Source organism: Promicromonospora iranensis, assembly GCF_028994805.1.
Taxonomy (GTDB): Bacteria; Actinomycetota; Actinomycetes; order Actinomycetales; family Cellulomonadaceae; genus Promicromonospora; species Promicromonospora iranensis.
Map to the genome: position 1 here is coordinate 355708 of NZ_JAJQQP010000006.1, position 17404 is coordinate 373111.

Annotated in this window: 17 protein-coding genes; 14 read left to right on the plus strand and 3 right to left on the minus strand. The window is 71.3% G+C overall.

Annotated elements, in window-relative coordinates:
* Positions 1–202 precede the first annotated feature (202 nt).
* Positions 203–1651 (minus strand): catalase, encoded by a 1449-nt coding sequence (locus LUM46_RS12630; protein ID WP_274994331.1) that lies wholly within the window; start codon positions 1649–1651, stop codon positions 203–205.
* A gap of 90 nt (positions 1652–1741) precedes the next feature.
* The gene (locus LUM46_RS12635) at positions 1742–2173 is read right to left on the minus strand and encodes a Fur family transcriptional regulator (RefSeq protein ID WP_274994332.1); all 432 of its coding nucleotides are present in this window, start codon (positions 2171–2173) and stop codon (positions 1742–1744) included.
* Between the two features lie 323 nt (positions 2174–2496).
* Between LUM46_RS12635 and infC the strand changes: the two genes are divergently transcribed.
* From infC to LUM46_RS12700, 13 genes are all read left to right on the plus strand, one after another.
* On the plus strand, positions 2497–3639 hold the full coding sequence (infC, locus tag LUM46_RS12640; protein ID WP_274994333.1) for a translation initiation factor IF-3: 1143 nt from the start codon (positions 2497–2499) through the stop codon (positions 3637–3639).
* 104 nt (positions 3640–3743) lie between these two features.
* Positions 3744–3938 carry a 50S ribosomal protein L35 gene (gene rpmI / locus LUM46_RS12645; RefSeq protein WP_274994335.1) on the plus strand — a complete coding sequence of 65 codons (195 nt, stop codon included), beginning with the start codon at positions 3744–3746 and terminating at the stop codon, positions 3936–3938.
* 68 nt (positions 3939–4006) lie between these two features.
* Positions 4007–4390: a 50S ribosomal protein L20 gene (gene rplT / locus LUM46_RS12650; protein WP_274994336.1), complete on the plus strand. Its 384-nt coding sequence runs from the start codon at positions 4007–4009 to the stop codon at positions 4388–4390.
* Between the two features lie 62 nt (positions 4391–4452).
* Positions 4453–5289, plus strand: a complete 837-nt coding sequence (locus LUM46_RS12655; RefSeq protein ID WP_374726929.1) for a TrmH family RNA methyltransferase — start codon at positions 4453–4455, stop codon at positions 5287–5289.
* 19 nt (positions 5290–5308) lie between these two features.
* Positions 5309–5869 (plus strand): VanZ family protein, encoded by a 561-nt coding sequence (locus LUM46_RS12660; RefSeq protein ID WP_274994338.1) that lies wholly within the window; start codon positions 5309–5311, stop codon positions 5867–5869.
* A complete protein-coding gene (locus LUM46_RS12665; RefSeq protein ID WP_274994339.1) occupies positions 5870–6031 on the plus strand; it encodes a hypothetical protein in 162 nt (53 codons plus the stop codon). It abuts the gene before it with no gap.
* A 9-nt stretch (positions 6032–6040) separates the two neighbouring features.
* The gene (gene thpR, locus LUM46_RS12670; RefSeq protein ID WP_274994340.1) at positions 6041–6637 is read left to right on the plus strand and encodes an RNA 2',3'-cyclic phosphodiesterase; all 597 of its coding nucleotides are present in this window, start codon (positions 6041–6043) and stop codon (positions 6635–6637) included.
* Between the two features lie 500 nt (positions 6638–7137).
* A complete protein-coding gene (gene pheS, locus LUM46_RS12675; protein ID WP_274994341.1) occupies positions 7138–8205 on the plus strand; it encodes a phenylalanine--tRNA ligase subunit alpha in 1068 nt (355 codons plus the stop codon).
* Between the two features lies 1 nt (position 8206).
* Positions 8207–10783, plus strand: a complete 2577-nt coding sequence (gene pheT, locus LUM46_RS12680) for a phenylalanine--tRNA ligase subunit beta (RefSeq protein WP_274994342.1) — start codon at positions 8207–8209, stop codon at positions 10781–10783.
* Complete coding sequence (locus tag LUM46_RS12685) at positions 10776–11648, plus strand: SDR family NAD(P)-dependent oxidoreductase (protein ID WP_274994343.1); 873 nt, start codon at positions 10776–10778, stop codon at positions 11646–11648. Before pheT ends, LUM46_RS12685 begins: the two co-directional genes overlap by 8 nt.
* Before the next feature lie 98 nt (positions 11649–11746).
* Positions 11747–12994: a hypothetical protein gene (locus LUM46_RS12690; RefSeq protein WP_274994344.1), complete on the plus strand. Its 1248-nt coding sequence runs from the start codon at positions 11747–11749 to the stop codon at positions 12992–12994.
* 62 nt (positions 12995–13056) lie between these two features.
* Positions 13057–14943, plus strand: a complete 1887-nt coding sequence (locus tag LUM46_RS12695; RefSeq protein ID WP_274994345.1) for a glycoside hydrolase family 15 protein — start codon at positions 13057–13059, stop codon at positions 14941–14943.
* The gene (locus LUM46_RS12700) at positions 14943–15989 is read left to right on the plus strand and encodes a glucose 1-dehydrogenase (protein WP_274994346.1); all 1047 of its coding nucleotides are present in this window, start codon (positions 14943–14945) and stop codon (positions 15987–15989) included. Before LUM46_RS12695 ends, LUM46_RS12700 begins: the two co-directional genes overlap by 1 nt.
* Positions 15990–16024: 35 nt before the next feature.
* Here the strand turns inward: LUM46_RS12700 and LUM46_RS12705 are convergent, their stop codons facing one another.
* On the minus strand, positions 16025–16804 hold the full coding sequence (locus LUM46_RS12705; protein ID WP_274994347.1) for an LLM class F420-dependent oxidoreductase: 780 nt from the start codon (positions 16802–16804) through the stop codon (positions 16025–16027).
* Positions 16805–16955: 151 nt separating this feature from the next.
* Between LUM46_RS12705 and LUM46_RS12710 the strand changes: the two genes are divergently transcribed.
* Positions 16956–17381 carry an SRPBCC family protein gene (locus LUM46_RS12710; RefSeq protein ID WP_274994348.1) on the plus strand — a complete coding sequence of 142 codons (426 nt, stop codon included), beginning with the start codon at positions 16956–16958 and terminating at the stop codon, positions 17379–17381.
* Positions 17382–17404: the final 23 nt, after the last annotated feature.

The following is a 17404-nucleotide window of genomic DNA, read 5'->3' on the forward strand; positions in this document are numbered from 1 at the left end:
GACTCCCTTTGTTCTTGTTGCGGTCAGGTGAGCATCCCGCGGCGCCGACGCGCTCCATGGCGCCTTCGGACCGTAGCGGCAGCGACTGCCGTCGGGCAACGGTGCCCTCCCGACCATGGGGATATCCCTGATGCGGACCCGGCGTGGGAACGGCCGAGGCCGGGCCCCCGACGGGGACCCGGCCTCGGCCGCAGCAGGTGGATCAGGCGGAGACGGCCGCGCGCAGCTTGGCGCCCAGCTCCTGGTCCACGTTGGTCCAGTACTGGAAGAAGCGCTCACGGATCTCGTCGATCGTGATCGCCTGGCCCTGACCGGTCAGGGTCTCCAGCAGACGGGCCTTCGCGCCGTCGTCGTAGACCTCACGGTAGAGCGTGCCCGGCTGGCCGAAGTCGCTGTCCTCGCTGTGCAGCGTGGCAGCGGTGCGCACCAGCTCGCCGTCCGACTCCCAGGCGCCGTCCTGGCCACGGGCAGGGTCGGCGACGGGGCCACCGAACGAGTTCGGCGCGTAGTTCGGGACGCCGACCTCGTTGAAGTGGTGGCGCTGCGAGCCGTCCTGCGAGTAGTTGTGCACCGGTGCGGCGTGCGGCTGGTTGACCGGGACCGACTGGTAGTTGGTGCCCACGCGGTAGCGCTGCGCGTCCGGGTAGGAGAACACCCGGGCCATCAGCATCTTGTCGGGCGAGATGTCGGTGCCCGGGACCTGGTTGGCCGGGGACAGCGCGATCTGCTCGATCTCCGCGAAGTGGTTCTTCGGGTTGCGGTTCAGCGTGAAGTTCCCGAAGTGGATCAGCGGGTAGTCCGCGTGCGGCCAGACCTTGGTCAGGTCGAACGGGTTGAACCGGTAGGTCTTCGCGTCGTCGTACGGCATGACCTGGACCTTGATGTCCCACGTGGGGTTGTCCCCGCGCTCGATCGCGTCGTACAGGTCGCGCCGGTAGTAGTCGGCGTCCTGGCCGGCGATCCGTGCCGCCTCGTCGTTGTCGAGGAACTTCACGCCCTGGCGGGAGATGAAGTGGTACTTGACCCAGAACTTCTCGCCCTCGGCGTTGGTCCACATGTAGGTGTGCGAGCCGTAGCCGTTCAGCTCTCGCCACGAGGACGGCAGACCGCGGTCGCCCATGAGGTAGGTGACCTGGTGCGCGGACTCCGGCGACAGGGTCCAGAAGTCCCACTGCATGTCGGCGTCGCGCAGGCCCGACCACGGGAGACGCTTCTGGGAGTGGATGAAGTCCGGGAACTTGATCGCGTCGCGGATGAAGAACACCGGGGTGTTGTTGCCGACGATGTCGAGGTTGCCCTCGGTCGTGTAGAAGCGCAGGGCGAAGCCGCGCACGTCGCGCCAGGTGTCGGGGGAACCCATCTCACCGGCGACGGACGAGAAGCGCAGGGCCACCTCGCCCTTGGCGCCCGGCTGGAAGGCCGCGGCACGGGTGTACTGCGACACGTCACCGGTGATCTCCCACTCACCGAAGGCGCCACCGCCCTTGGCGTGCACGATCCGCTCCGGGATGCGCTCGCGGTTGAACTGCGCGAGCTTCTCGACCAGGTAGCGGTCGTGGAGGACCGTGGCGCCGTCGGCGCCGACGGTCAGCGAGTGTGCGTCGCTGACGACCGGCGTGCCGGTCTGGGTGGTGGTGTAAGGAGTTGTCATCTGTGGACGTGCCTTCCTCTGCTGCTTACGGGGTTCTTGGGGGTTCGGCATGGTCGGCGAAGTCTCGGCGCCCGGCTCTCCGGGCGAGCCTCAGGCGCTGCAGTCGGGACACAGGCCCCAGTAGGTGACCTCGGCGGTCTCGACCACGAACCCGTGGTCGTCGCTCGGGGTCAGGCAGGGGGCGTGGCCGACCGAGCAGTCCACGTCGCCGATGGCGCCGCACCTGCGGCAGACGACGTGGTGGTGGTTGTCGCCCGTGCGGCGCTCGTAGCGCGCGGGGTGGCCGGCGGGCTCGATGCGGCGCAGGAGGTCGGCGCCGGTCAACGCGTGCAGGACGTCGTAGACCGCCTGGACCGATACCGTGCCGAGCTCTGCGCGGACCGAGCTCAGGACGTCGTCCGCCGTGGCGTGCTGCTGGTCGCCCACGGCGTGCAGGGCTGCCACCCGGGCAGCGGTCACACGCAGGCCGGCACCGCGGAGGAGATCCTCCGGCGTGGCGGCGGTGGGGGCGGTCGACGTCATGTCCAGCAGCCTAGACCCTAAACTGGAATGATTCCAGTTGAGGTCACCGACCGGTCGGCCCCGGGAATCCGTCCGGCGGCGGGGGTCGAGGCGGGCGGCCGACCTCACACCGGCCGGTATGGCGGGCGGCCTCGGCATGCTGCTATCGTTGAGCCACGACCGACCCGGTGTGAGCCGGGTGCACAAAGTGGATCACCATCCCACCCGAGTCACGACAGAGCGCCGCAAGGTGCCGACAGAGTCCGGGTCCTAGGTCGGGTGCAGAGGTTGGGCAATGTTTCTCGTCCAGCCCGTGCACCCTTTCCTTGTGATGGCTTCCACCTGTGTTCAGGGCGGGAGCCATTTCTCGTTCCTGGTGGTCAATCAAACGACTTCTGAGGAGCATCACCATCACCGAGCCTCGCATCAACGACCGGATCCGTGTCCCCGAGGTCCGACTCATCGGTCCTGGCGGGGAGCAGGTCGGCGTGGTTGCCACGGCGGTCGCCCTGAAGCTCGCCCAGGACGCTGACCTCGACCTCGTCGAGGTTGCCCCGGACGCCCGCCCGCCTGTCACCAAGCTCATGGACTTCGGCAAGTTCAAGTACGAGTCCGACATGAAGGCGCGGGAAGCGCGGCGCAACCAGGCGAACACGGTTCTCAAGGAGATCCGGTTCCGTCTGAAGATCGACCCGCACGACTACGAGACCAAGAAGGGCCACGTCGTCCGCTTCCTCTCGGCAGGCGACAAGGTCAAGGTCATGATCATGTTCCGCGGCCGTGAGCAGTCGCGCCCCGAGATGGGCCGTCGCCTGCTCGAGCGCCTGGCGGAGGACGTCGCCGAGCTCGGCTTCGTCGAGTCGATGCCGAAGCAGGACGGCCGCAACATGACCATGGTCCTCGGGCCGGTCAAGAAGAAGGCTGACGCCAAGGTCGAGCAGCGCAAGCGCGCGGACGAGGTCAACGCCGGTCGGATGACCAAGTCCGAGGCCAAGGCGCGGGCCCGCGCGGCTGACGAGCCCGAGGTCGACGAGCTGGTCGAGGACCAGGTCGAGGACCAGGTCGAGGACCAGGTCGACGAGACGGTCGAGACCACGGTCGAGGAGCCGGCCGCGGCGCCGGCTCCTGAGCCCGTCGTCGCGGAGCCCGAGCCCGTCGCGGAGCCCGAGCCCGTCGCGGAGCCCGAGCCCGTCGCGGAGCCCGAGCCCGTCGCAGAGGCCGAGCCCGTCGCGGAGCCCGAGCCGGAGCCCGTCGTCGAGCCGGAACCTGTCGTCGAGCCTGAGCCTGTTGCCGAGGCCGAGCCGGAGCCCGTCGTCGAGACGCCCGCCCCGGAAGAGCCGAAGCCGGCCACCAAGCCTGCGGCCAAGACTGCCTCGAAGCCGGCAGCGAAGCCGGCCACCAAGGCGGCTCCGAAGCCTGTCTCGGCCCCCAAGCCGGCGCCGAAGCCCGTGGCTCCCAAGCCGCGCGCCCCGCGCAAGGCCGGCTGAGGCAACGGTCCCCAAGACCACTACGACACCGGGCCGGCCTACCGGCCCAGGTACAACGTCGCCGCTCCAGCAGCGGTCGACCGACATGAGGAGACACGGCAGTCATGCCGAAGAACAAGACGCACTCCGGCTCGAAGAAGCGGTTCAAGGTCACCGGTAGCGGCAAGATCATGCGCGAGCAGACCAACGGTCGCCACTACCTCGAGCACAAGTCCAGCCGTCGCACGCGTCGTCTGGCCATGGACCAGGCCGTTGCGCCGGCCGACGTCAAGAAGGTCAAGAAGCTGCTCGGTAAGTGACCTTTGTGGCGTACGCCTGACGGGCGTCGCCAAGAACCTTTTCAGCCCCGAAGTACAAGGAGTCTCACGTGGCACGCGTGAAGCGGGCAGTAAATGCCCAGAAGAAGCGCCGTACAACCCTCGAGCGCGCCGCCGGTTACCGCGGCCAGCGCTCGCGCCTCTACCGCAAGGCGAAGGAGCAGGTCACCCACTCGCTCGTCTACGCCTACCGTGACCGGAAGGCGCGCAAGGGTGACTTCCGCAAGCTGTGGATCCAGCGCATCAACGCTGCGTCCCGCGCGCAGGGTCTGACCTACAACCGCCTCATCCAGGGCCTCAAGGCCGCTGGTATCGAGGTCGACCGCCGCATGCTCGCGGAGCTCGCGGTCAACGACGTCGCGGCGTTCAACGCCCTCGTCCAGGTCGCCAAGGACGCGCTGCCGGCGGATGTCAACGCCCCGGCCGCTGCCTGAGGTTGAGCAGTTCATCGGACGCCCGGCCAGTTTCCTCCTCGGAGGCCCGACCAGTGCTTGATGTGACGCTCGCGAATCCGCGAGCCGACCGCATCAAGCAGGTACGGGCACTGGCCGGGCGTTCGGCGCGCTCCCGGCACGAGCTGTACCTGGTCGAAGGGCCGCAGGGCGTGCGCGAGGCGGTCCGGCACGCGCCGTCGTCCGTCCGGGACGTCTATCTGACGCCGGCCGCCGCCTCCCGGTACGCGGAGATCGTCGACGACGCCCGCGCGGCCGGGCTGTTCCTGCATCTCGGCACCCCGGAGGTGCTCGAAGCGATGAGCGCCGACGCCCAGGGTGTGCTCGCCGTCGTGCGGTCCTCCGCGCCGTCGCTGGGGGAGGCGCTGGACGCGCGAGACCCGGAGCGTGCCGGGCGGCCGCTGCTGGCCGCCGTGCTCGCCACCGTCCGCGACCCCGGCAACGCGGGCACCGTCATCCGGGCCGCCGACGCGGCCGGCGCCGACCTCGTGGTCCTCGCGGGGGAGAGTGTCGACGTGCACAACCCCAAGGTGGTGCGTTCCACCGCCGGGTCGCTGTTCCACCTGCCGGTCGTCACCGGGCTGTCGCTGGAGGCCACGGTGGCGCAGCTGCGCGCCGTGGGCTGCCACGTCCTCGCGGCGGACGGCAGTGGACCGCTCGACCTGGACGACCTCCTGGATTCCGCGGGGTCCGGTGCGTCTCCTGACCTGGCCGGCCCGACGGCCTGGGTGTTCGGCAACGAGGCCTGGGGCCTGCCGGAGGAGGACCGGGCGCTGGCCGACGCCGTCGTGCGGGTTCCGATCCGCGGCAAGACCGAGTCGCTCAACCTGGCGGCGGCAGCGACCGTCTGCCTGTACGCGAGCAGCCGGGCCCAGCGCTGAGCGAGCGGCGGAGCGGCGGATGACGGCCGGCGTCTGGGGCGAGTGGGGCCATGTGGTGCGCCCGGCCCTGCTCTGTCTCCTCGCCGCCGTGCTGGCGATCCGCGTGCTCGTGCGGCTACGCACCCTGCGCGGGGTCCCCAGGCAGCGCGCGTGGCGGCACTCCGTCGCCGAGGTCGGCATGGTCGTGGGGACCGCGCCCTGGGTCTGGATGATCCTCACGCCCAGGCCTCGCGACAGCTCGCTCTCGCTGGTCCCCTTCCGGGACCTCGCGGACCAGCTCGGCGGCCCGGTCGCCGGGGCGGTGGTCCAGGTGGGCGGCAACCTCCTGGTCCTCGCCGCCCTCGGCTTCTTCCTGCCGATCCGTTTCCGGCTCGCGCCCGACGCCGGTCACCGCACGGCGGCGGTCCTCGCCCGTGTGGCCCTGCTCGCCGCCGGGATCTCGGTGACCGTCGAGGTCCTCCAGCTCGCGCTCGGCCTGGGCCGCGTGAGCTCGGTCGACGACGTCCTGGTCAACACCGCGGGTGCGGTGCTCGCCGCGCTGTGCTCGCGCAGATGGTGGCCCCAGGTCGCTGGTCCGTAGGTGCGCGGACCTCACGCACCTGATCTGAGCCGCATCAGCGAGTCGCTGGCCGAAGCCATCGGTGCCGCCTCGCAGGTGGGGCTCCGGCTGGACGGGTCGGGCCGGTCGCCGGCGCGGACCGTCGACGAGATCAGGTCTCGCCCGGACGAGACGGTCGCCTAGGATCGCCGGGTGCGGTTGTTCACGGCGGTCTTCCCGCCCCAGCGTGTCAAGGACCATCTCGGGCTCGCCATCGACGGCGTACCGGCCTCTCCCCGTTGGGTCCCGCGGGAGAGCCTGCACATCACCCTCGCGTTCTACGCGGACCTGCCCGAAGGAACGGTTCCCGAGCTGCGCGACGAGCTGACCGACGTCGCGCGCAAGCACGGCCCCATCGATCTGCGGTTGCGCGGCGCGGGGTCGTTCGGCGCCCGCGTCCTGTGGATCGGCGTCGACGGCGGGACCGCCGCGCTGAAGAGTCTGGCGACGGACTGCCTGGCGGCCTCGCCCCGCGAGGTGCCGGAGGACGTCAAGCCGCACCGGGCGCACGTCACCGTCGCCCGCGCCCGGGCCGGCCAGGTCAGGCCGCCGCGAGGGCGCGACCGCTGGGGCAGGAGCGGGGGCGGCGAGCCGCGGTCCGCTCTGGAGCCCGCGGCCCGTGCGCTGTCCGTCTACGCGGGGCCGGACTGGACCGCGAACTCGTTCGCGCTCGTCGAGTCGCACCCGGGGGAGGGGCCGCAGGGCGGCCCGCGGTACGAGATCGTGGAGACCTGGGACCTCGAGGGCTGATCGTTCGAGGTGCCCATGGTCCTGTCCATCGGCTCTGTCCACCGGCTCTGTCCACCGTCTCCGCGGCCGGGGCCAGGGCCGCCCCGGCCGCGGAGACCTGGTTGTCCGAAGGTGAGCGTCGAGCGACGTGCGGCGCGCCAGGGAAGAGGCCGGAAGCCGGCCAACGCGCTCCGCTCGCTCCACACCGTTCTTCGAACATGTGTCGCACCGTAGTCGAGCCCACTGACAACGCATAAAAAGTGTGCCAAGCGCTCCATGTCGACGCGTGCGAATCGACGTTGCCGGCACGGGCGAGGCCGTGCAACGATGGCGCCATGCAGCCGTTGACCCGCCGATTTACGCAGCCCGCCATGGGCTGTGCGGCGAGTGCTGCGCGCGGGCACTGAGCTGCCCTGTGGACAACGCGTCCTGAGCCCTGGCGGGCACCTAGACTTCAGATGCCGGTACGGGTCCCCAGGCAGGGGACCGGTCCGGCTCCCGAATCCGCCAGGAAGGCAAGCATGTCCACGCCCGATGAGAAGGCACCCATCGATCCGCTCGACGAGGCGGCGCTCGACGCCGCGGTCAAGGCCGCCCTCGACGACATCGCCAAGGCCGGCGACCTCGACGCGCTGAAGGCCGTCCGCACCCAGCACACCGGGGACCGCAGCTCGCTGGCCCTCGCCAACCGGGGCATCGGCGCGCTGCCCGGCCCGGACAAGGCGAAGGCCGGCAAGCTCGTGGGCCCGCGTCGCGGGCAGATCAACCAGGCGATCGTGGCCCGGCAGTCCGAGCTCGAGGCCGAGCGCGACGCGCGCGTGCTCGCGGAGGAGACGGTCGACGTCACCCTGCCGGTCCAGCGCACGACGGCGGGTGCACGCCACCCGATCGAGCTGGTCCAGGAGCGTATCGCCGACTTCTTCGTCGGCCTCGGCTGGGAGATCGCCGACGGCCCCGAGGTCGAGGCCGAGTGGTTCAACTTCGACGCGCTGAACTTCGGACCGGACCACCCCGCCCGCCAGATGCAGGACACGTTCTACGTCGCCGGCGAGGGTGACGAAGAGTCGAACCTCGTGCTGCGCACGCACACGTCCCCGGTCCAGGCGCGGTCCCTGCTCGAGCGCGGTGTGCCGCTGTACATCGCCTGCCCCGGCCGGACGTTCCGCACCGACGCGCTGGACCAGACCCACACCCCGGTGTTCCACCAGGTCGAGGGCCTGGCGGTCGACAAGGGCCTGACGATGGCGAACCTCGTGGGCACGCTGGACGCGTTCGCCAGGGCGATGTTCGGACCAGAGGCCAGGACGCGCCTGCGCCCGGCGTTCTTCCCGTTCACCGAGCCGTCCGCCGAGATGGACCTGTGGTTCCCGCAGAAGAAGGGCGGCGCGGGCTGGATCGAGTGGGGTGGCTGCGGCATGGTCAACCCGAACGTGCTGCGCGCCGCGGGAGTCGACCCGGAGGAGTACACGGGCTTCGCGTTCGGCATGGGCATCGAGCGCACGCTCATGCTGCGCCACTCGATCGCGGACATGCACGACATCGTGGAGGGCGACGTGCGCTTCTCCACTCAGTTCGGGACGGAGATCTGAAGTGCCCCTCATCGTGAAGGACTGGCTCGCTGACCACGTCGAGGTGCCCGCGGACCTCACCGCCGAGCAGCTCGCGGCCGACCTCGTCAAGGTAGGCCTGGAAGAAGAGGCGATCCACGGGGCGGCCGTGACCGGCCCCCTCGTGGTCGGCCGGGTGCTCGAGATGACGCCCGAGCCCCAGAAGAACGGCAAGACGATCAACTGGTGCCGTGTCGACGTCGGCCCCGACCACAACGACACCGAGGGCGCGCGCGGCATCGTCTGCGGTGCGCACAACTTCGCGCCCGGTGACCTCGTGGCCGTGGCGCTGCCCGGCACCGTGCTGCCCGGACCGTTCCCCATCGCCGCCCGCAAGACCTACGGGCACGTGTCCGACGGCATGATCTGCTCGGTCCGGGAGCTCGGGATCGGGGAGGACCAGGACGGCATCCTGGTGCTGACCCGGCACGGGTTCGCCGAGGAGGACCTCAACCCCGGCCAGGATGCGATCGCGCTCCTCGGCCTCGGCGAGGAGGTCCTGGAGATCAACGTGACGCCGGACCGCGGGTACGCCTTCAGCTACCGCGGTGTGGCGCGCGAGTACGCCCACTCCACGGGCGCGAAGTTCACGGACCGCGGCCTGCCCACGGGTGCCGAGCCCGTCCCGACGGCCGACGGCTTCGAGGTCCAGGTCCGGGACGACGCGCCGATCAACGGCGTGGTGGGCTGCGACCGGTTCGTGACGCGCATCGTGCGGGGCATCGACCCGGCCGCGCCCACGCCCGCGTGGATGAAGCACCGGCTCGAGGGCTCCGGCATGCGGTCGATCTCCCTGGCGGTCGACATCACGAACTACGTGATGCTCGACCTCGGGCAGCCGCTGCACGCCTACGACCTCGCCAAGGTCTCGGCCCCGATCGTCGTCCGCCGCGCGACCACGGGCGAGCGCCTCACCACCCTGGACGACGCCGACCGCACGCTGCACGCTGAGGACCTCCTGATCACCGACTCGCCCGCCGGAGCGGGCAGCCGCGTGCTGAGCCTGGCAGGTGTGATGGGCGGAGCGTCCTCCGAGATCTCTGGGACCACGGCGGACGTGCTGATCGAGGCCGCGCACTTCGACCCGATCACCGTGGCCCGTACCGCGCGCAGGCACAAGCTCCCGACCGAGGGCGCCAAGCGCTGGGAGCGCGGCGTGGACCCGCTCCTTGCCCCGGTCGCGGCACAACGTGCTGTCGAGCTCCTGGTCGATCTGGGCGGCGGCACCGCCGACGCCGCGGTGGGCGACCTCGACGACACCGCGGGCACGACCCCGCAGAAGGCGATCGCGCTCAAGGTCACCGAGCCCACCCGGCTCTCGGGCGTCGAGTACACGCCGGAGCAGGTGCGCAGCACCCTCGAAGAGATCGGCGCCACGGTGACCGAAGCCTCCGCGTCGGTCGAGCCTGTCGAAACCCTCCTCGTCACCCCGCCGTCCTGGCGCCCCGACCTCACCGGCCCGGCCGACCTGGTCGAGGAGGTCGTGCGCATCCAGGGCTACGACCAGGTGCCGTCGGTGCTCCCGGCCGCGCCGGGTGGCCGCGGGCTCACGGCCGAGCAGCGCACGCGCCGTTCGGTCGCGCGAGCACTGGCCGAGGCGGGCTTCGTCGAGACGCTCAGCTACCCGTTCGTCGGCACCCCTGAGTACGACGCGCTCGGTCTGCCCGCCGACGACCCGCGCCGCGTCTCGCTCCGGCTCGTCAACCCGATGGCCGACGACAAGCCGCTGATGCGGTCGAACCTGCTGGTGACGCTGCTCGACACCGTGCGCCGCAACGTCTCGCGCGGGCTGACCGATCTCGCGGTGTACGAGATCGGCCTCGTCACCCGCCCGACGCCGGGCGCCCCCGCGGCGCCCACGCTGCCCGGCGGGGTGCGGCCCAGCGACGAACAGCTCGCGGCGCTCGCCGCGGCGGTCCCCGAGCAGCCGCGACGGGTCGCCGGCGTGCTGACCGGCAAGCGGGAGCTCGCCGGCTGGTGGGGCGTAGGCCGCACGGCCGGCTGGGAGGACGCCCTCGCGGCGGCCCGGCTGGTGGCAGAGCGGGCCCGGGCCGAAGTCGTCGTGGTCCCGGACCCCGAGCACCTGCCGTGGCACCCCGGTCGTTGCGCGCGCCTCGAGCTCGCGGACGGCACGCTCGTCGGCCACGCCGGTGAGCTGCACCCCAAGGTCGTCGAGACGCTGGGGCTGCCCGCTCGTGCCGCGGCGTTCGAGGTGGACCTGAGCGTCCTCGTCGCTGCGGCGTCGAGCGAGCCCGTCGCAGCAGTGCCCGTGTCGGCGTTCCCGGCTGCCAAGGAGGACTTCGCCTTCGTGGTCGACGGCGGTGTGCCGGCCGAGGCCGTTCGGTCGGCGATCGTGGCGGGTGCCGGCGAGCTGCTCGAGGATGTCGCGCTGTTCGACGTCTTCACGGGGGAGCAGGTGGGCGAGGGCAAGAAGTCGCTCGCGTACTCGCTCCGCCTGCGTGCGGCGGACCGCACCCTCTCCGCCAAGGAGGTCCGCGCGGTGCGCGACGCCGTCGTGGAGTCGGCCGCGGAGAAGGTCGGGGCGGTACTGCGTGGCTGAGCCGCACCAGGCGGCCGGAGCCGGCGCGACCCCGCCGGCGCGCACGGCGCTCGTCACGGGCGCGTCGCGCGGGATCGGCCGGGAGGTCGCGCTCGGTCTCGCGCGAGCAGGGCTGGACGTCGCCCTGCTCGCGCGGGACGCGGGGCGGCTCGCAGCCGTGGCCACGGAGGTCCGGGCCGCGGGGGTGACGGTGGTCGAGCTGACCGCCGACGTGACCGACCCGGCGGCGGTGCGTGCCGCCGTCGGGCAGGCCGAGGAAGCACTGGGATCGATCGACCTGCTGGTGAACAACGCCGGCGCGATCGAGTCGGAGCATCCCCTGTGGGAGGCCGATCCCGACGAGTGGTGGTCCGTGTTCGAGACCAACGTGCGTGCGCCGTTCCTGTTCAGCCGGTACGCCGTGCCGGGCATGATCGAGCGTGGCGGCGGCCGGGTCATCGACCTGGCCTCCGGTGCGAGCTCGCACGAGATGGCCGGCGGCTACTCCGCGTACAACGCGAGCAAGACCGCGCTGGTACGGATGGGGGCCAACCTCCACGGCGACGGCTTCCGGCACGGGATCCGCGTCTTCGAGCTCGCTCCCGGTGTCGTGAAGACCGACATGTCGACGGGCATGTCCCTGCACGAGGGCCGCACCGACTGGACCCCGGTCGAACGGGTGACCGACGTCGTGAACGCGGTGGCGGCCGGCGAGCTCGACGCCTGCTCGGGCTGGTTCCTGCGCGTCAGCGACGACACCCCCGAATCGCTGAGGGCGTTGGCGGCAGGTGCCGCGGAGCAGGGCTCCGCGGCGACGGCGCGCAGGCTGCGCGTGCTTCCCGCGGGCGGCGGCGACCCGCTGGCGGACACCCTCACCCGGCGCTGACCGGCGGCCATCGGACGTTCATCCGGTGGTACTGGTGTGAGGGGACGGGCACTCCCTACGGTGTGCAAGCAACCGTCCCCTCACGCAAGGAGACCACCATGCGCCATCGTCGTCGCCCCGCGTTCGCCGTCGCGAGCCTGGGACTGTGCGTCCTGCTCGCCTCCGCGGGCCAGGCGGTCGCCACGGAGCCCGCGAGCGAACAGGCCGGGCCCTCGGCGGCGGCCGCCGCGACACGGCTCACGGCCAGCAACTTTCGCTACACGCTGTCCGAGACGTCGTCGTCCCTGGTCGGAGCGCTCGACTCGGCGCTGCCGAACGTGACCATGGGTGCGGTGGCCGACGACGCCAACCGCACGCCGAGCTGCGGCAGCGCGCCGTCGGTCACGCACCGCACCGCGTACTACTGCTGGAACGACGGCGACCAGGACACCGCCGCGTGGTACCCGCAGGGCATCACCACCAGCTCCGACGCCTACGGGGCGGGCACCTACGACGGCAAGCGCCTCAACCTGGTGAGCTGGTACGACCACGCCGAGGACGGCATCGACAAGGGCGTTCGTATCAGCGTGTCCAACCTGTCCGCGAGCGCCTCGGCGCCGCCGTACCGGCACATCCTGCTGGTCGAGCCGAGCGGCACCACGAGTGCGCCGTCGTACCGGCCGGTCAACATCCATGCGGGCGGCATCATGTGGTACGGCAACCTGCTGTACGTGGCGGACACGAGCGGTGGTTTCCGGGTGTTCGACCTGGATCACCTGTGGCGGGTCTCGACGGGCCGCTCGTCGGCGATCGGGCGCCAGGCGGACGGCTCGTACCACGCGTTCGACTACAAGTACGTGCTGCCGCAGACGGCCAAGTTCACGGACTCGACGGCCGGCGGGTACGCGCAGCTGCAGCACTCGTCGGTCGCGCTCGACCGGACGAGCTCGCCGGACTCGGTGATCGTGAGCGAGTACCGGAGCCCGTCGGCCGTCGACGCCGGTGCCCAGGTCCGGACGATCCGGGTGCCGATCGACTACACGAACCGGTACCTGAAGGCGGCGGCCGACGGCATCATCAAGGCGACGGAGGCGTACCGGACCGACCTGGAGAGCGTGCAGGGCTCGACCGCCATCAACGGTGAGTTCTTCTTCTCGCAGAGTGACGGCTCGAACCACTCGGACCCGAACTCGGACGGTGACCTGCACACGTTCGCGGCGCCGTCGGGGCCGATCGTGCGGCACGGCAACGCGCTGACGGTGGGTGCGGAGGACCTCTCGTACGACCCGACCCGGGACTACCTGTGGTCGCTCGGTGAGTATCCGGGTTACCGCTGGGTCTATGCGGCGGACGCCTCGTCGTTCTGACCTTCCCGTTCCGGGACGACACAGGCCTGCGGACTTTGCGCCGCGCACCTAGTCTGAGAGCGATGACCAGCCGAATTGAAGATTACGGAATTGTCGGAGATCTCCAGACCGCGGCGTTGATCGGTCGTGATGGTGCGGTCGACTGGATGTGCCTGCCGCAGTTCGACTCCCCGGCCTGTTTCGCCGCGCTCCTCGGGGACGAGCAGCACGGGTCGTGGCGCCTCGGCCCGGAGTCGGGTGGTGAGTGCACCAGCCGGAGCTACCGGGACGGCACCCTCGTCCTCGAGACGGAGTGGGACCTGCCGGAGGGTCGGGTCCGGGTGATCGACCTGATGCCGCCGCGCAGCGGCCAGGCCGACCTCGTCCGGATCGTCGAGGGGATCAGCGGGAACGTCCCGATGACCACCGAGCTGCGGCTCCGGTTCGACTACGGGAACGTCGTGCCCTGGGTCACCCAGGAGCGTGACGGCCTGCGTGCGGTGGCCGGACCCGACTCGGTCCACATCGACGCGGGCGTCGACCTCACCGCAGAGGGGGTCGCCGACGACGCTGTCCACCGGGCCCACTTCACCGTCGGACCGGGTGACCGGGTGCCGTTCGTCCTGACCTACCACGCGTCCCACCTACCGATCAAGCCGCCCGTCGGAGTGGAGACGGCGCTGCGGGAGACCGAGGAGTTCTGGCGGTCGTGGATCGCGAAGTCGACCTACGACGGCCCGTGGGCCGACGCCGTGCACCGGTCCCTGATCACGCTGAAGGCTCTGACCTACGCCCCGACGGGCGCCATCGCCGCAGCGGCCACGACCTCGCTCCCCGAGGAGATCGGCGGCTCGAGAAACTGGGACTACCGGTTCTGCTGGCTGCGGGACGCGGCGTTCACGCTGCAGGCCCTCGTCGGGACGGGGTTCATCGACGAGGCGCGTGCGTGGCGCGCGTGGCTCCTGCGCGCGGTGGCCGGCGACCCGGCGGACCTGCAGATCATGTACGGCCTCGACGGGCGACGGCGGCTGCCCGAGTACACGCTCGACTGGCTACCGGGCTACGAGGGCTCTGCTCCGGTGCGGATCGGCAACGGCGCGGCCGGTCAGCTCCAGATCGACGTCTGGGGCGAGACTCTCGACGCCCTGCACCTGGCGCGGGAGGCGGGACTCGAGACCGACCATGAGGCATGGAACCTGCAAAAGGCGCTCCTGGAGTATCTCGAAGAACACTGGGACGACCTCGACAACGGGCTCTGGGAGGTGCGCGGTCCGCGACGTGCGTTCGTGCATTCCCGGGTCATGGCGTGGGCCGGGTTCGACCGGGCGGTGCGTGCCGTCGAGGAGCACGGGCTCGAGGGTCCCGTAGAGCGGTGGCGCGAGGTGCGCGACCGCATCCATACCGAGGTGTGCACACAGGGGTTCGACGCCGAGCGGAACACGTTCACGCAGTTCTACGGCTCGGAGGGTCTGGACGCCGCCCTGCTGCTCATCGGGCAGGTCGGATTCCTGCCCTGGGAGGACCCGCGTGTCATCGGCACGGTCGACGCCGTCCAGCGGGAGCTCAGCCAGGACGGTCTCCTGCTGCGCTATCACACGCACGCCGACGACAGGGTCGACGGCTTGCCGGGAGAGGAGGCCACGTTCCTGGTGTGCAGCTACTGGCTCGTCGACGCCCTGCACGGGATCGGCCGGGTCGACGAGGCCGTCGCGCTGTTCGAGCGCCTGCTCTCGCTGCGCAACGACCTCGGGCTGCTGAGCGAGGAGTACGACGTGCACACGGGACGCCACCTCGGTAACACCCCCCAGGCGTTCAGCCACCTCGGTCTGGTCAACAGCGCGCTGCGGCTCGGCCGGGGCGTCACGGCGCGCGACGTGGAGTCCGGCGTGGCCGACCGCGTGGCCGTTCCTGCCGCCGTCCCGCACACCGGTGTGCCCGCTGCTCGCCCGTCCACGGAGGAGGTCGCCTGATGCGCGCGCTGACCGTTGTCCCGCAGACCTCGGACAGCCTGGCCGTCACTGACGTCGACGAGCCGGTCCCCGGAGACGGCGAGCTCCTGGTCGACGGCCTGGCCGTCGGGGTGTGCGCCACGGACCGCGAGATCGCCGCGGGCGAGTACGGCTGGGCGCCGCCCGGGCGCGAGCGGCTGGTGCTCGGCCACGAGTCGCTCGGCCGGGTCCGCTCGGCGCCCGACGGCTCGGGCTTCGAGGCCGGTGACCTGGTGGTGGGCGTGGTCCGCCGCCCGGACCCGGAGCCGTGCGGTGCGTGCGCTCGCGGCCAGTTCGACATGTGCCGCAACGGTGAGTACACGGAGCGGGGCATCAAGGCGATCGACGGGTTCGCGTCCGAGCGGTGGACCGTCGAGGCCGACTACGCCGTCCGCCTCGACCCGGCGCTCGCCGACGTCGGCATGCTGCTCGAGCCGACATCGGTGGTCGCCAAGGCGTGGGAACAGATCGACCTGGTCGGCGGCCGCGCCTGGTTCGAACCGAGGGTGGCCCTGGTGACGGGTGCCGGCCCGATCGGCCTGCTGGCCGCGTTGATCGGCGTGCAGCGGGGTCTGGAGGTGCACGTGCTCGACCGCGTCACCGACGGTCCGAAGCCACAGCTGGTCCGGGACCTGGGCGCCGAGTACCACACCACATCTGTCACGGACGTGGCTGCCGCCGTCCGCCCAGGCGTTGTGATCGAGGCGACCGGCGCGAGCCCGGTGGTGCTCGACGCCTTGTCCGCGACCAAGAGCTACGGCGTCACCTGCCTCACGGGTGTCACTACCGCAGGGCGGCAGTTCACGATCGACGCCGGGGCGCTCAACCGGGAGATCGTGCTGGAGAACGACGCGATCATCGGTTCGGTGAACGCCAACCTGGGCCACTATCGGGCCGCGGCGGAGGTCCTGGCCCGGGCCGATGCCGAGTGGCTCGGCCGCATGGTGACCCGCCGGGTGCCGCTCGAGGACGCGGTGGAGGCGTTCGCGGGCGACCCCGGCGGGATCAAGACGGTACTGGAGCTGTAGCGCCGGCCCGGTCGCCGGGCCGGCGCGAGCTCGGCTCAGTGGCGCTCGTCGCGCCAGTCGACCCAGGCCTGGGCGGTGCTCAGGTCGTAGTCCGGCCCGCTCGACCCGATGGTGAACAGGGTCGCGCCGGCCGCCACGAGAGCCTCACCGGTCGCCTCCGGCGCGCCGCTGACCCCCACCGACCGCTCCACCAGCGCGGCGGTGTCGCGTCCGACGGCAGCGCCGTGCTCGTCGAGGATCGCGGACTTGGTCTTCAGGACGTCGACGTCGCCGAAGCTGTGCCAGACGTCGGCGTGCTCGGCCACGATGCGCAGGGTCTTCTTGACGCCGCCGCCACCGATCAGGAGGGGGATCTCCCGCTCGGGTGCCGGGTTGCCGGCGGCGAGGCGGGACTTGATCCGCGGCATGGCGTCGGCCAGGCTCGCGATACGGGACCCTGCGGTACCGAACTCGTAGCCGAACTGGTCGTAGTCCTTCTCGAACCAGCCGGCGCCCAGGCCCAGGATCAGGCGCCCGCCGGAGATGTGGTCGACGGTGCGTGCCATGTCGGCCAGCAGGTCCGGGTTCCGGTACCCGATCCCGCTCACCAGCGCGCCGATCTCGACCCGCTCGGTCTGCTCGGCCCAGGCGCCGAGCATGGTCCAGGCCTCGAAGTGCTTGCCGTCCGGGTCGCCCGTGAGCGGGTAGAAGTGGTCCCAGTTGAAGATGACGTCGACCCCGATGTCCTCGGCGCGGAGCACCGCGTCGCGGATGGCGGAGTAGTCGGCGTGCTGCGGCTGCAGCTGCAGGGCTATGCGGATGGGGCGATCAGTCATGTCCGCAGCCTATGACCAGGACGAGCGTGTCGCGCCGCGGCCGCAGCCGGCGGGCCCCGCATGCGTGTCGGTCACCTCGCGCCACCCGCCCCCGGGCCGAGACTATGGGTGCGCCGCCGGTCGGCGACAACCGGAGATGACAGGAGCACGCATGCCGAACTACAGCACGTCCGCAGAGATCGATGCCTCACCGGAGGCCGTATGGGCTGTCCTGTCCGACGTCGAGCACATGCCGGACTGGACGTCGTCCATGACGTCGGTGTCGATCATCGACGGGCCGAACCCGCCCGACGTCGGCACGCAGGTGCGGATCGAGCAGCCGAAGATGCCCCTCGCGGTCTGGCTGATCGACGAGTGGGACCCGCCGCGGCACTTCGCGTGGATCAGCGAGGCACCCGGCGTGACCACGCAGGCGGAGCACCTCGTGGAGCGGCTGCCCGACGGTCGCTCCCGGGTGACGCTCGCGATCACGCAGACCGGCGGCCTCGCATGGCTGATCGGCAAGCTGGCCATGGGCCGCACCCGTCAGTACGTCGACACCGAGCTCGCCGGGCTGCGGGCCAGGATGAGCTCGTAGCCGGCCTTCCTGACGCCCGGCGC

Coding starts and splice junctions, on each gene's coding strand:
- LUM46_RS12630 (WP_274994331.1), bottom strand. CDS start 1,651: ATGACAACTCCTTACACCACCACCCAGACCGGCACGCCGGTCGTCAGC.
- LUM46_RS12660 (WP_274994338.1), top strand. CDS start 5,309: ATGACGGCCGGCGTCTGGGGCGAGTGGGGCCATGTGGTGCGCCCGGCC.
- rpmI (WP_274994335.1), top strand. CDS start 3,744: ATGCCGAAGAACAAGACGCACTCCGGCTCGAAGAAGCGGTTCAAGGTC.
- LUM46_RS12710 (WP_274994348.1), top strand. CDS start 16,956: ATGCCGAACTACAGCACGTCCGCAGAGATCGATGCCTCACCGGAGGCC.
- LUM46_RS12700 (WP_274994346.1), top strand. CDS start 14,943: ATGCGCGCGCTGACCGTTGTCCCGCAGACCTCGGACAGCCTGGCCGTC.
- pheS (WP_274994341.1), top strand. CDS start 7,138: ATGTCCACGCCCGATGAGAAGGCACCCATCGATCCGCTCGACGAGGCG.
- LUM46_RS12695 (WP_274994345.1), top strand. CDS start 13,057: ATGACCAGCCGAATTGAAGATTACGGAATTGTCGGAGATCTCCAGACC.
- LUM46_RS12705 (WP_274994347.1), bottom strand. CDS start 16,804: ATGACTGATCGCCCCATCCGCATAGCCCTGCAGCTGCAGCCGCAGCAC.
- LUM46_RS12690 (WP_274994344.1), top strand. CDS start 11,747: ATGCGCCATCGTCGTCGCCCCGCGTTCGCCGTCGCGAGCCTGGGACTG.
- LUM46_RS12635 (WP_274994332.1), bottom strand. CDS start 2,173: ATGACGTCGACCGCCCCCACCGCCGCCACGCCGGAGGATCTCCTCCGC.